The organism is Geobacillus sp. TFV-3, assembly GCF_009901865.1.
GTDB lineage: Bacteria > Bacillota > Bacilli > Bacillales > Anoxybacillaceae > Geobacillus > Geobacillus thermoleovorans_A.
The window spans coordinates 390,515-404,799 of record NZ_MPSP01000001.1; the positions used below are offsets into that span (position 1 = coordinate 390,515).

Annotated in this window: 8 protein-coding genes and 2 pseudogenes; 7 read left to right on the top strand and 3 right to left on the bottom strand. The window is 55.1% G+C overall.

Going from position 1 to position 14,285, the window contains the following annotated elements:
* Window positions 1-2: 2 nt before the first annotated feature.
* From BJQ97_RS01995 to BJQ97_RS02010, 4 genes and pseudogenes are all read left to right on the top strand, one after another.
* Window positions 3-1,199, top strand: coding sequence for a TIGR02678 family protein (locus BJQ97_RS01995; RefSeq protein WP_160155306.1), 1,197 nt, complete (start codon window positions 3-5; stop codon window positions 1,197-1,199).
* Complete coding sequence (locus tag BJQ97_RS02000; protein ID WP_160155307.1) at window positions 1,159-5,280, top strand: TIGR02680 family protein; 4,122 nt, start codon at window positions 1,159-1,161, stop codon at window positions 5,278-5,280. The genes BJQ97_RS01995 and BJQ97_RS02000 overlap by 41 nt, the downstream gene beginning before the upstream one ends.
* Complete coding sequence (locus BJQ97_RS02005) at window positions 5,277-6,497, top strand: TIGR02679 family protein (protein ID WP_160155308.1); 1,221 nt, start codon at window positions 5,277-5,279, stop codon at window positions 6,495-6,497. The genes BJQ97_RS02000 and BJQ97_RS02005 overlap by 4 nt, the downstream gene beginning before the upstream one ends.
* A gap of 828 nt (window positions 6,498-7,325) precedes the next feature.
* Window positions 7,326-8,690, top strand: a pseudogene (locus tag BJQ97_RS02010) (ISLre2 family transposase).
* A 146-nt stretch (window positions 8,691-8,836) separates the two neighbouring features.
* Here BJQ97_RS02010 and BJQ97_RS02015 read toward each other — a convergent pair.
* Window positions 8,837-9,180 (bottom strand): annotated as a pseudogene (locus BJQ97_RS02015) (IS982 family transposase); the annotation flags it as partial.
* A gap of 289 nt (window positions 9,181-9,469) precedes the next feature.
* Here BJQ97_RS02015 and BJQ97_RS02020 point away from each other — a divergent pair.
* The gene (locus tag BJQ97_RS02020) at window positions 9,470-10,516 is read left to right on the top strand and encodes a DmpA family aminopeptidase (RefSeq protein ID WP_160155309.1); all 1,047 of its coding nucleotides are present in this window, start codon (window positions 9,470-9,472) and stop codon (window positions 10,514-10,516) included.
* 56 nt (window positions 10,517-10,572) lie between these two features.
* Here BJQ97_RS02020 and BJQ97_RS02025 read toward each other — a convergent pair whose 3' ends face one another.
* Together BJQ97_RS02025 and BJQ97_RS02030 are read right to left on the bottom strand one after the other, a co-directional pair.
* On the bottom strand, window positions 10,573-11,805 hold the full coding sequence (locus BJQ97_RS02025) for an MFS transporter (protein ID WP_160155310.1): 1,233 nt from the start codon (window positions 11,803-11,805) through the stop codon (window positions 10,573-10,575).
* Between the two features lie 236 nt (window positions 11,806-12,041).
* Window positions 12,042-12,572 carry a PspA/IM30 family protein gene (locus tag BJQ97_RS02030; RefSeq protein ID WP_160155311.1) on the bottom strand — a complete coding sequence of 177 codons (531 nt, stop codon included), beginning with the start codon at window positions 12,570-12,572 and terminating at the stop codon, window positions 12,042-12,044.
* 171 nt (window positions 12,573-12,743) lie between these two features.
* Here BJQ97_RS02030 and tnpA point away from each other — a divergent pair, with 171 nt between their 5' ends.
* Complete coding sequence (tnpA, locus tag BJQ97_RS02035) at window positions 12,744-13,142, top strand: IS200/IS605 family transposase (protein WP_160155312.1); 399 nt, start codon at window positions 12,744-12,746, stop codon at window positions 13,140-13,142.
* A gap of 4 nt (window positions 13,143-13,146) precedes the next feature.
* Window positions 13,147-14,202, top strand: coding sequence for an RNA-guided endonuclease TnpB family protein (locus BJQ97_RS02040; RefSeq protein ID WP_160155313.1), 1,056 nt, complete (start codon window positions 13,147-13,149; stop codon window positions 14,200-14,202).
* The last annotated feature ends 83 nt before the right edge of the window (window positions 14,203-14,285 follow it).

A 14,285-nucleotide genomic window follows, 5' to 3' on the forward strand; every position in this document is an offset into this window, starting at 1 on the left:
GCGTGGAGACCGCGTTTGACGACAAAGCGAAAGAAGCGCTCGCCGCGCTGTTTGAACAGTTTTGGATCGTTCGTGACAAAGAGCCGGAGCTGTACCAGCTCGTCCGCGAGCGTGAACATGTGCTCAAGCGATACGTTGAGGAAAAGTTCGGCTATCGGCTCATCGTCCACCGCTATTTCGCCAAACTGGAGAAGATCCCCGCTGATCCCGAGCCGTGGATGGGAATCGAAACGTTTCAAGAGCCGCTTGATTATGCATTGTTTTGCTGCTTGATGGCGTATTTGGAAGGCAAAGCGGTGGAAGAAAAGTTTTTGCTTTCTGACGTATGCGAGGAAATCCACACCATGTATCCGGGCGACGTGCCGCTCGATTGGACGAACTACTCGCACCGGCGCGCGCTCATTCGTGTGTTGAAAACGGCCGAACAAATCGGGCTCATCCGCCGAATGGACGGGGAGATTGAGGCGTTCGCCCATCATGTAGAGGAAGAGGCGCTGTACGAGGTGCCGGTGCTCGCCCGTTATTTTATGCGCACATATCCGAAAGATTTGCTGCAATATGAATCGATCGACGAATTGCTCGCTGAGGAATGGAAAGCGGCGCCGCAAGACTATCGGCGCCATCGCCTGTATCGAAAGCTGTTTTTATCCCCGGCGGTGTATCGGACGGAGGGAGACGAGCAAGATTTTTACTACTTGCGCAACTTTCGCCATCGATTGCGCGACGATATCGAAGCGCATACGCCGTTTCATTACGAGCTGTATAAAAACGCCGCGATGCTGACATTGCCGGAGCGGCAGGCGCCGTACAACGTATTTCCCGACCAGAAAGGGACGTCGGAGATCATTCTTCATTTTGCCGCTTTGGTGCGCGAGCGGTTGGAGTTGTTTCCACCTGATGAGTACGGCCGCATCCGGTTGACGCCAGAGCAGTTTTCCGCTTGGCTTGCCGATTGCCGCCGCCGCTATGGGGCTGGGTGGGGGAAAACGCACCGCGACATGTCGTCCGCTGAGCTTGTCCGCGAGGTGCTTTCGGCGTTGAAAGAATGGCGCATGGCTGATGTGGAACACGACACCGGAACGATCGTCCTCTATCCGCTCCTCGGGCGGCTTTGCGGGCGGTATCCGGATGATTTTGACGCGAAAGAGGGGGAAGATGATGGCCAATCCGTGGGTGCTCCATCGCGCCGGATTGATTAATTTTTGGTATTACGATGAGCAGTACTTTCATTTTGCTGACGGGAAGCTGCTGCTTCGCGGAAGCAACGGGGCGGGCAAGTCGGTGACGATGCAAAGCTTGATCCCCGTGCTTTTGGACGGCAAAAAGACGCCCGATCGGCTTGATCCGTTCGGCTCGCGAGCGCGGCGGATGGAAGACTACTTGCTTGGAGAAAAAGACGTCGTGGACCGCGATGAACGGACGGGGTATTTGTTTTTGGAATATAAGCGAAAAGAATCCGACCAGTACGTCACAACCGGCATCGGCTTGCGCGCGAAGCGGCAAAAAAGCCTCGACTTCTGGGGGTTTGTCATTTTCGACAACCGCCGCATCGGGCATGATATCACCCTATATAAAAAGGAGAAAACTGGAGAGAAAATTCCGTTGACGAAACGTGAGTTGGCCGCAATGCTTGGCGTGGGCGGAACGGTCGTCGAGACGCAAAAAGACTATATGGAGCTCGTCAATAAACATGTGTTTCGCTTTGAATCGCTTGAGGCGTTTCAAGAATTGATCGAGTTGCTCATTCAACTGCGCAGTCCGAAGCTGTCAAAAGACTTTAAGCCGACAGTCATCTATGAAATTTTGGAAAGCTCGCTGCCTCCGTTGACCGATGATGAACTTCGCCATTTGTCCGAGACGATCGAAAACATGGATCAAGCGAAACAGCAACTCGAGCAGCTCGAGCGCGACGAACGGTCGTTGAAGCGTTTGTGCGACCAATACCGCCAGTACAATGAATATATGATTGCAGAAAAAGCGATGGAATACGAGAAAGCAGCGAAACAAGCCGAACAGCTTGCCGCCGAGCAGCACCGCCGCCGAAGCGAAGAGGAGCAGGCGCAGAAGGGGCTTGCCGAGCTTGACGAGAACATCACGAGCCTTCGCCGTGAAGAAGACGTGTTGCGGGCGCGCGAAATCGACTTGGCTGGCCATGAGGTGTTCCAGCAAGCAGACAAGTGCGAAGAGCTGAAAGCCGAGCGGAAGCGTCTGCAAGAACGGCGGGAGCGGCACGAACGGGCGATCGAGGAAAAAGAACGGCTTGGGCGGCAACACCGCCGCCGCCTCGATGAAGCGGAAGCACGGGCCGATGAAATCGAACGCGCTCTTGAGGATGAACTCGAACAGCTGCGCGCTGATGCCGAAGAAGGCGCGTTCTCCAGCCATGAGGTGAACGAAGACGATTTTCTCCGCCATCGCCGAAAGCAGCAGGAATTTCTGTTCGCCGCTTGGAAGCGGGAAGCGGATCTCCATATCGAGCGGCTCGAGAAGCTGGCCCATCTTTGGCGCCGTCATGACGATTTGAAAGGGCACTATGAGGAGGCGAGCAAAGAAGCGGGCGAATTGCAACGGGAAGTGGACGAATGGCGCCACCAGCAGCGAAAGTGGGATGAACTGCTCGAGCAAGAAAAAGCGCGCTTTGAACAGCAGGTGCTCGCCTGGCTCGAGAGGGAAGAAATCGAGGTTTCGGAAGCGGATATGCAGGCGTTTCTGCGGCAAGTGAGCGCCATCTATGAGCGATATTCGATCGATGACATCAAGCGCCCGTTCGCTGAAGCGTATTACGCCGCCATCGGCAAGAAGAACGACGAAAAGTGGCGGATGGAACATGAGATCCGTCTGCTGGACAGCGAACTGGTCGACCGTGAAGCCGAACTTCGCCATTGGCGAGACGAACGAGACCCCGAGCCGGAGCGTGACGAGCAAACCGCCGCCGCCCGCGCCGAACTCAAGCGGCAAGGGGTGGCCTTTGTCCCGTTCTATGCCGCCGTTGAATTTGTCGACCATGTGCCAGAGAACGTGCGCGAGCGGATCGAATCAGCGCTCTCGCACGCCGGGCTGCTCGATGCGCTCATCGCGGACCGCGATGTCGATGTGGTTTGCGACCGCGTGCTCATTCCGAACCCTGTCCATATGGGGCATACACTCGCCGACTATTTGCGTCCCGATGCGGACGCGCCTGTGTCTGCTGAGCGGATTGATGACGTTCTCCGAAGCATCGTCATCACCGATGCGGAACAAGAAGGAGGCATGGCGCTCGATGAGGCGGGTCGCTATGCGATCGGCCTGTTGCGTGGGCACGCGCCAGTGAGAGAGCAGGCGATGTTTATCGGCCGCACGGCGAGAGAACGGTGGCGGATGGAGAAAATCGCGGCGCTGGAAGAAGAAATCGCCGCGTTGCGGCGCCAGCGCGACCGTTTGCGGACGGAACATGAATCAGTCAAAGCCGCCATTGCCGCGCTTGCGGACTGGTTTGCCGCGTTTCCATCCGACCGCGATGTGCGCACGGCGTTTGAGGAACGCGAGGAAGCCCGCCGCCAAGCCGAAAGCAAAGAACGAGACTGGAAGCGGCAAGAAGAAAAAGCCGCCCGCTTGGCCCGCGAATGGCAACAGTTGAAACAGACGCTGCGCGAACAGTCAACGGGGTTGAACGTCGAGTTTTCCTTAGACGGTTGCGAACAAGCACGGTTGGCCATGAAATCGTACGTCCGCCACTTGCACGAGCTGGAAGTCTATTATCGCGAGGCACGCCATATCGCAGCAATGATCACCCAGCAACAAGAGCGGCTGGCGGCGCTGACTGAAGAGATCGATGAGGCCAAAGGAGAGCGAAATCGGCTGCTCGATGAAGAGGAACGGCTGGCTTTGCGAATTTCGGAAATGGAACGGACGCTTGCGCAAATGGGAGCGGATGACATTCGCGCGGAAATCGCCCGCATTCGGGAACGGCTCGCTGTGTTGCGCGGCGAAATTCCGCGGCTTGTCAACGAACGGGCGCGGACGGAACAGCAGTTGGCGTTCGTCCGCACAGAATTGGAAAAAGGAGAAAAACGGGAAGCATTCGCCCGCAGGCTTGCCGCCATGTGGGAAGAGTCGTTCGCCCGCGAAGCGGCGCTCGGGTTGGTGGAACTAGACCGCTCGCGTCCGCTTCCGGAACAGGCGAAAGAAGCGAAACAGCGGTACGGGGCGGTGCTGAGAGAGACGCGCTCCTCGCTTCTCGCCCGACTGAACACCGTCTTTTTCCAAGAGTCGTCCAACTTGACCGAATACCGGGCGACGCTCGAGCGGCTGCCGGATGATGGAGATCGCGAATGGATCACATCCGCGCCAGATGACGAAATGGCGATGAAAGCGGCGGACTGGCGGGAAAAACAGGAGCGCCACGTCATTTTCCTCGACTACAAAGGCCAGCGCGCCACGCCGTTTGCGGTGTTGGCGGAAGTGGAACGCGACATCGTCTTGCAGCACGAATATATGAAAGAACAAGACCGCGAGCTGTATGAGGACGTCATTTTAAAATCGGTCGGCCGCATTTTGCGCAGCCGCATCCAGCGCGCCGAGCGGTGGGTGAGCGATATGAACAAGCTGATGGGCGGGCTTGATACGTCATCAGGACTCGTGTTGTCCATTCAATGGAAACCGAAAACGGCAGAAACGGAAGCGGAGCTCGACACGAAGGAGCTGGTCCGCCTGTTGCGGATCGATCCGCGGTTGTTGAAAGAGGAAGATTTGCAACGGGTGACGAACCACTTCCGCTCGAAAATCGCCCGTGCCCGCGAACTGCTTGAGGAGCGCGGCCAAGGCAACACGCTTCATCAAATCATAAAAGAAGTGCTTGACTATCGAAAATGGTTTGCGTTCACCCTTTATTACGAAAAAGCGAACGAGCCGAAACGCGAGTTGACGAACCATCGCTTTTACCAATTCAGCGGTGGGGAAAAGGCGATGGCGATGTACATCCCGCTTTTCGCCGCAGCGTATTCACGTTACCAGGAAGCGGGCGATGACGCGCCGTACATCATCTCGCTCGACGAGGCGTTCGCTGGCGTCGATGAAAACAACATTCGCAACCTATTCGGCCTTGTCGAACAGCTCGGCTTTAACTACATCATGAACTCGCAGGCGCTCTGGGGCGACTACGACACCGTGCCCGCTTTATCCATTTGTGAGCTCGTCCGCCCGCGCAATGCGTCGTTTGTCACCGTCATTCATTATCGTTGGAATGGGCGCGTCAAACAGCTCGTCACTGATGACGAAGAATGGGAGATGATCGAGACGTGAGCACAGCCAAGGAAGCATCCGCCTTTTTCCGCTCTGAGCCAGCGTTCCACCGCCTATTGGTCGAGATGAAGCGCAAGTACGAGTCGCTCGGCCGCGTTGGCGGCACGGTTTCGTTGGCGGCGTTTTCCGATGAAGAGCGGGAGACGATCGCTGCCTTTTTCGGCAAAGATGTCTCGCGCGTCTCCCTCTCTGATTTTGAAAAACAGCTCGAACAAACGCGGTTCGCAGGCATTGGGCTTGTGGAATTGCTCGAACAATATTTCGGTGAGAGGCTCGTGTCAAAAAGAGAACAGCGGCAAGCGGCGGAAGAAGAAAGGGAGCGGTTTTTCGCGCGCCTTGTGAAGGAGCATCATTGGGTTGAGGCGGTTCGCAGCCAGCGCTTCGTCCAAGCGGCGTACGAAAACGACCGCAACGGCCTTGAGGCCGCCGTCCGCCTTGTCAGCGCCGCCCTGCGCCGCCTGCCGCTCTCTTCGTACATGCGCCTCCCGCTCTTTGCCCAGCAAGTCGCAGGCGATCCGCATGCGTTTGATCTGTCCACACTCCCAGGCAAGCTGCTTTTAACCGCCTTGCAAGCGGCGGTGCCGGGCAAGTGGGATGTGGCGTCGGTCGAGAGCGTCAATGAATTGTTGCAGTCAGTCGGGCTGCTCCGTGAGGATATATTGAACTTTGTCACGTGCGCCAACATCCTCGCAGAAACGGAAGGCGGGCCGCATCGCGTCCTTTCCGCCGCCGCGGAAACAAACGCGGCGCTGAACGTGCCGCTGCGGGAAGTGCTGCCGCTTGCGCGCGCCTATCCTGCCCGGGGCGGGACGGTGTACATTGTGGAAAACGCTGGTGTTTTCTCCACGTTGCTTGACACCCGCGCCCCGCTTGTGAGCACAAACGGACAAATGAACTTGGCGACGATGAAACTGCTGGATTTGCTCGCTGCCTCTGGCGCGCAGCTGCTTTACTCGGGCGATTTTGACCCGGAAGGATTGGCCATGGCCGAACGATTGCTTGAACGGTACGGCTCGGCCGTCGCACTCTGGCGCTTTTCCTTAGACGATTATTTGGCTGCCAACCCAGCGGTCGAACTTCCACCTGAGCGGCTCGCCAAACTCGCATCGATCTCGGCAAAGGACTTGCTTCCGGTGAAAGAAGAGATGAAGCGGCGCAAAAAGGCGGGGTATCAAGAGGCGATTATCGGGAGGTTGGAGGGGGATATAAGCCATTAGTGCGGCTATGGCCGTCTTTTCTTTTAGACAATGAAATAGAGTGTTGTGCCATGATTATTTCCCCTCCCAATGTGGGATATGAGTATGTTATGATAGAAAATAAGCGCAATCGTATAGGCAGGGTGGTTGGTCAGATCCCCTTCTGAAAGGGGGTGTGACCATACAGGGTAACTTTGACCTCCAAACGGCGACGTTTATGGTGCTGCTTGTTACGCTGATTGTTACCCTCATTGAAAAAATGAAAAAGTAATCCACCCTGCCGCCAAGCTCGTGTGGATTACTTTTCCCCATTGGTGACCGACCATCTCGGTCTATACGGTTGTGCTCGTAGGCTATGGTGCGATGCCGTAGCCTACTTTATAATATATGCGGTTGTGATATCGATTATGCTTCTATATTCATTGTATAGGAATGATCTTAAAAAGTAAAGGAGAAAGGTCGAGCGCGTCTTTCTACGAACGAGGTGAACCAAATGGAGACGAAGGAAGCAGAAAAAGTGATGGTGGCTTTTCACCACAAAGTGTACTTGACAAATAAAGACGATCATGATAGGGAAAATCAAAACAGCATTTTTTCCTTTTAATACCCTACGTCTCTTTGAGCAACATTGTTATCATGTTTGTCTTTAAAAGTCAAGTGTGTGAGTAAAATATTTGTGGGTGACATTTCGAGATGATTTCCCGACGAAGGTTGCGAACTTTTGTTCGCGACGTTCGTCGGAGCCACCAAGCGAAGCGCGGTAGAAAAAAGCAAATGTCATGCAAAAAGGACTCTCTCCCTGCTAGGATGGTGATGACCAACATCAATCAAACAGGAGGGAGAGAGTCCATGAAACATCTTACCACAGAATGGCCTTTATTCAAAGAGCTGGAGGAGCAATGAGTCAGAACTCTCCAAAAGGTGTTCGCTGTCTTGTTGGCCGCCCTTTTGGAGGAGATCGATCAACAACTGGCGGAAGCGCGGGACAAGCGCCGGTATCAGCTGAAAGACAAACGGCCGACCACGATCCAAACGCTGTTTGGGGAAGTGACTTTCCGCCGGAACTATGACTATGATCGGCAAACGGGGGCGTATACGTTCTTGCTGGATGCCGAACTAGGCTTTGATGGAGCGCAGTCGATCAGCCCTTGCCTCGAGGAAACGGCGGTCGAGTTGGCCGTGGAGTGCTCTTCCTGCCGCAAAGCGGCTCGCACGCTCGAGTCGATCGTGGGGTATGCGGTCATGAGCCACGAGGCCATTCGCCAGTTGGTGCTCGAGGCCCCTGTCTCGTTGCACTGCCCTGTTTCCAAACGGCATGGCCGGGTGCTGTTTGTGGAGGCGGATGGACTGTTTGTTTCTCGCCAGGGGAAAGGGAAGCGGGCGAAAGAGGAGAAGATCTTGGCGGTTCACGAGGGATGGAGACGAAACGGGTCGCAGCTTGAGCTCGTGAACCGGCGCCACTGCCTCCATGAAGGGGCGGGGGACGTGTGGGAACGGTTTGAGGATTGGCTGATGCAGGAATATGCCTATGATCCGTGCCGAGACCTGTTGGTCATCAACGGCGACGCGGCGTCGTGGATCACGGCCTGCCGGGAGTATTTTGGGAAGCGGGCGTGCTTTCAGCTGGATCGATTTCATGTGGCGCGGGAGCTGCGTCAGTGTCTGTCCGGCCACCCGCGTTGGCGGGAGGTGCGGAAGAAGCTGGCGAAACAAGACGAAGAAGGGCTTCTCGTGGAGCTGAACAGCGTGGTCGGCACGTTGGAGGACGAAGCGAAAGAACAGCAGCTGGCTGCCATGATCCGCCGGATCGAGTCGATGCCGGGATGCATCCGGGACTATCGGGAGTGGCTGTCGGAGCAGGGGGTGGAGACGACCGGCATGCGTCCGATGGGCCACGCGGAGAGCGTGATGAGCCGGTTTGCGCACCGGGTGAAATCCCGCCGCAGCTGGAAAGACCAAGGCCTTCGGGCGTTTCTTAGGGCGATGGCGGCGCGAATCGACGGGATCGGGTGGAGAAAGGGACGGTTGGAGCAGGAAGAGCCCCGGCCGGCCGCCTTGGCCTCAACAACGTCCAAGCGGATCAAACAGGCCAAACGGAAGGCAGGACGGTTGTGGGCGGATGTGGTGCGTCAGAATCTACCGTGTCTGCAGCGGTCATCCGGGACGCCGATCCATCAAGCGTTGTCGGCGCTCCGGGATGGTGGTTGGGTGTAAAAAAATGGAATACCGTATCATCGCCTCAAGATGAGGGATGAGAGTCCGAAAGCGCTTACGATATTAATTCCTGAAAATGGTTCGCTAACTAGTGATTTACAACTACCGTAGTGAACCGAAAAAAGTTCTCCACAAAGTCTTGACTGACTCTGATGCTGGCCGCGTTTTGCTCACTATGACGGATCCATTTGATGGCGAAGCGCAACGCTCGACAACGGCGGTTGTACCGGGAACGTTCAAGAAACGAGCCGTTTGTGAACAAATTTCCAGTGACAAAGCGATGCCAGGCCCGTTCGGACGAAAGCCCAGCAGCATCCTCAAAAGGTGAACGGCGATGACCACGGCGTCTTCCTGTTTGACCAAATGGCGGTTGCGGCGCTGCAGGTGCATCTGAATCGATGACAGTTGGGCAGAGACAAAAAAGAAAATGGCAGCATATTGTTTTTTGCAGTTTGGCTTGATCTTTAGTAGAATGAAAGTGCTCTTGCATGGGGGATTCTCCTTTCGAATGTTGGGTCGCACTTTCATTCTACAGGAGATCCGCCTGCAAGGGCTATTTTTATGCTTGTCAGATTTCATCTAGCACCACGGGTTATATTTTTATTTTGCAATAAACACACATAACCTAACAGCAGCTGCATTCCCCCAGCAAAATACGATATACTTGACACAAGAGCAATCCATCTGCTTCCTTACTAGCGTGGTTTCGGTGAATGCTATGTTTCACGTTCATGTAGCCTGTCGGAAGGGAAGGCGGAGAAAAGCGATGGGGGAGATTTATGCGTCATAAACTTCGTTCTCTTGGATTTTCAATCGGGTCGCTTCCGACCGGAAAACGGAATCAAATCACGGACGTGCCCGGGGTGCGGGTCGGGCATGTGACGATTCGCGAGGACATCGATGAACGGACGGTGATCCGCACCGGGGTGACAGCGGTGTTGCCGCATGAGGGCAACTTGTTTTTGGAGAAAGTGCCAGCGGCTTGCTTTGTGCTGAACGGGTTTGGGAAAACGGCGGGGCTTGTGCAAGTGGAGGAGCTCGGGGTGATCGAATCGCCGGTGATGTTGACCAATACGTTCAGCGTTGGGGAGGTTTGGCAAGGGACGCTTGAATATATGCTTGCGATAACGCCGGAGATTGGCGATACGACAGGGTCGATCAACATTGTCGTCGGTGAATGCAATGACAGCTATTTGAACACGGCCCGGGCGCTGGCGGTGACGAAAGAGCATGCGAAACAGGCGATTGCCAATGCGCGGGTGGAGATGGAAGAGGGAGTGGTCGGCGCGGGAACAGGGATGATGTGTTTTGGCTGGAAAGGGGGCGTCGGCAGTTCGTCGCGGATCGCGGGCGGGATGTATACGGTCGGGGCGCTGGTGGTGAGCAACTTTGGGCGGCGCGAGGAGCTGCAGTTTGTGCCGTATGTGCTGCCATCGTTTAATGAACGGGACATGCCGCCTGGGTCGATTATGATGATCGTCGCGACGGATGCGCCGCTTGATGCGCGGCAGCTGAAGCGGCTGGCAAAGCGAGCGGCTGTTGGGTTGGCGCGGACGGGAAGCCGCGTTCATCACGGGAGCGGTGATATTGTCATTGCGTTTTCCAATGCTTATACAATTCCTCATTTTTCTGATTATGCTCTTCAACTGTTCCCGCCGCTCGTCCGCGATGACGCGCTGCTTATGAATGAGTTGTTTCAGGCGGCGATCGAGGCGACGGAAGAAGCGATTTGGAATTCACTGACGACGGCGGAGACGACGACCGGACGGAACGGGCGTGTTGGAGAAGCGATTCCGTATTCGTTGCTTCGGCGGATGGGGAGATGATAGACACTGGCCTGAAAGGGGTTCCTCTCAGGCCGTTTTATTGCCTTTGCGCGCTGTCAGTGCCGGATGTGAAGGCGATGCGCCCAAGCAGCGATTTTTGCTTTCATTTCCCTGTGCCATGCGCGGTCGTGGGCTGTGTATCCGACCAAAGCCCCTGTGGCGATGAGGAGCAGCCCTGATAAGGCGAAAATCTCGGAAATGGATGCGAATCCTGCGATGGCCCCCGCTGTCGTCGGGCCAGCGAGGTTGCCGAGGAAGCGGCTGCTGGCCGTAACACCAAAGACCCGGCCTTGAATGCGGAGCGGGCTTTGCACGTTGATGAGCGCCTGAATAGCGGGCCATACGCCGCCGACGACAAGTCCTTGCAAAAAGCGCCAGACGTACAGCTCGTATATATGATCCGTCCACACTTGCGGCAAGGCGAGCAGGCCGGAGAGGACGAGCAGCATCGGCAGCATTTTCGCCTGCCCGATCCGGTCGCCGAGCTTGCCTAAATACGGCGCCCCGATCATTGTCGCGATGCCGGTGATCGACGAGGCGAGGCCGGATAAAAATGCGAGATTGCTAGAATGGCCGACGATCGATTGGACAAAAATCGTCATCATCGAGTTGACGCCAAGAACGGCGATTTGCACGAGAAACGCAGCGACAAACAAGATGATGAGCGGCCGATGTTCGAACACTTCCTTGAAGCTCGCTTGGTTCTCTTTCGTCTGCGGCGCGACCGGGTCTTTTTCCAGCCAAAAAATCACGGGCAAGAGCGTCAGCAAAATGCAAAGCCCAGTCACGAGAAACACCGGGCGGAAGCCGAACCAATCGGATAAGGCGCCGCCGATGAGCGGCCCGATGATGTTTCCGGCGATGCTTCCCGTCTGCAGCGTCCCGAGCGCTTCGCCGCTATGGTCTTTCGGAACAACGCGCGCCAAGTACGAAAACGAGACGGTGATGAACCCGGAGAAAAAGCCGACAAGGAATCGGAGGGCAAGCAGCGCCATCGGCGAATGGGCGAGCGCCATGCAGCCGGTGATGAGCCCCATGCCCGCCCCTGCGCGGATCAGGTTGGCGCGCTGGCCGTACTTGTCGGCGAACACGCCCCACACCGGGGCCATGATGGCCGCCGATAAGAATGTCGCAGAAAAGACAAGGCCAGTCCAGATGCTTAACGCATGGTGTTCGGTGACTCCCATCTCCCACAAAAGCAATGATAAAAACGGAATCACCATCGTCATCCCGGCGGACACCATGAAATTGCACAGCCAAAGGATGCGGACGCTTCGTTTCCAGTTCACAGAAGGTCATCTCCTGTATTATTTCGTTCCCCTAATGATTTTAGCACGATGGAAAAACAAAGGAAACCATTTTGCTTATGCATGGGAGAAACGGGTGTCAGGCCGTGCGGCAGTCTGTGTTGGTGTTGAACGGTGGGGAAGCGAGTTCTGTGTGTCATAAATCGTGACTGAATAAACCAATCCCCCTTGCCAGGCGGGCAAGGGGGCCATCTATGTCAAAAAGGGGGAGGGGGAGATTAGGCGTTTTTCGCTTGGGCGTCTTTCCACTTCGCGAATTCACGTTCGACTTCTTCGTCCAATGGCACAGGGGACAACACAGCGTTCGTTCCGAACCGAGCGGCGGACGCTTCGGCTTCTAAGGCGATGACGCGTTCTTCCATGCGGGCAAAGCCGCGCAGCGCTCCATCGGCGGAAAACGGGGCGAGCGCCAGCAAAATCAACACCCATTTCGGAAAGATGGCGGCAACTCCTAAGGCGACAAGCGTCCACCCAATCCAGCGCTTTGAAGGTTTCGCCGCGAGCCACACCGCTCCGGTGCCCGCAAGCAAGAGGGGAATGAACTTCATCAGCATGCCCATCATCATCCAGCCTCTGCGCGGCCCCATGCCAAACTCCGGACGGTGATGGCCAAAGCCGCCATGCATGCCGTCAAACGGAACGTCTGGACGCCCGTGCGCCATCACTTCATGCGGCGCGAGGACATGAAATACACTGAACCCGGCAAGCGCCACGAGCGCAATGAGAAGAAAGGCCCGTGTTTTCTTCACATCGTCACCTTTTTTTCGGCAGTGGACTGGCTTACAGAAAAAGCCGTCTAAAAGCCCACGGTTTCAATCGTGGGATGAAAGACGGCGTTGCTCGGCAATCCCTTAATGGGATTGCTTAGAGCAACCATTTGGATGTTGCGGTATAACCATTAAACGGATACAATTCATAATATGGAACAACAATATCGAAGAACGAAAACAACTGTATCTTTCATTAACTATCATTTTGTTTTCTGTCCACGTTATCGAAGAAAAGTGTTAGTAGGCAGAGTGGGAGAGCGATTTAAGCAGTTAGTAGAAGAAATTTGCCAAGAGAATGATTGGGTCATCCTTGCTATGGAAGTGATGCCTGATCATTGCCATTTGTTCCTGAATTGTCTCCCTTCTGATTCTCCATCAGCTATTATGGCAAGAGTGAAAGGAGTGACTTCCAGACGATTAAGACAAGAATTTAAACACTTGTCTCATTTGCCAAGTCTTTGGACACGCTCTTTCTTCGTTAGCACAGCAGGGAATGTATCAAGTGAAACCATCAAACGCTATGTGGAATCTCAAAAGAAAAGGGGGTGAATCCATGCCGACGATCACACTAAGGCTGGAACTGCACAACCCAACGAAAGTCAAACAAGACATGTATGAACGGATGACAGAAGTGAATACCGCCTTTGCGAATTGGCTGTTGAATCATCCCAAGCTGAATCAAGCGACGAGCAAACTGTTTAAAGAGTTTTCGTCACAACGATTTCCTTCCGCCGTCGTGAATCAGACGATTCGAGAAGTGAAGTCCCAAAAGAAAAAACAAAAGGCAAAGAAGTTCCGAACATGTTGGTGTTGCTTTAACAATCAAAACATAAAGGTGGAAAAGAAAGGAGCGTTCTACACGGTTTCCTTCCCCACACTGGAGAAGCGAATTGGCGTGCCTGTCGTCACGCGCCCCTATCAAGAAGCATGGCTGGATCGGCTGATCCATGGAACTGCCAAACAAGGGGCGGCCAAGCTCTACAAAAAGCGAAAGAAATGGTGCTTGGCGATCGCGATCACATTTGAAGTCAAGCCGCGGCACGAAACAAAGGTGATGGGGGTTGACGTTGGGCTTCGCTATATCGCCGTTGCCAGCGTGGGAACGAAATCGTTGTTCTTTAAAGGGAATCAATGCGCCTTCATACGCCGACGATATGCGGCTTTGCGGCGAACGTTGGGCCAAGCGAAGAAGCTTCATATGATTCGCAAAATCGGCCGTAAAGAGTCCCGCTGGATGAAGGATATGAACCATAAAATCAGCCGTCAAATCGTCCGTTTTGCCCTTGCCAACGGTGTTGGCGTGATTCGGATGGAAAATTTGGCGGGGATTCGGAAACGAGCCGCTTCGGCCAAAGAAGCAGGACGAAATCTTCATTCATGGGCGTTCCATCAACTGCAAACGATGATTGCCTACAAAGCCGAAATGGCGGGCATTCGGGTGGAGTGGGTGAATCCGACCTACACCAGCCAAACATGCCGATGCGGGCATCGGGAGAAAGCGAACCGAAACGGCATCCACTTCCGATGCCAAAAGTGCGGATACACCATCCACGCCGACTTGAATGGCGCGATCAACATCGCCAAAGCGATTTCGGGCTTCGCCGCCTAACCTCGCGCACTGGTCACAGGTGCGCCGCCCATTGGGGTACATCTTAACCCGATGGGACGGGGTGATGACACACCCCTAAACTT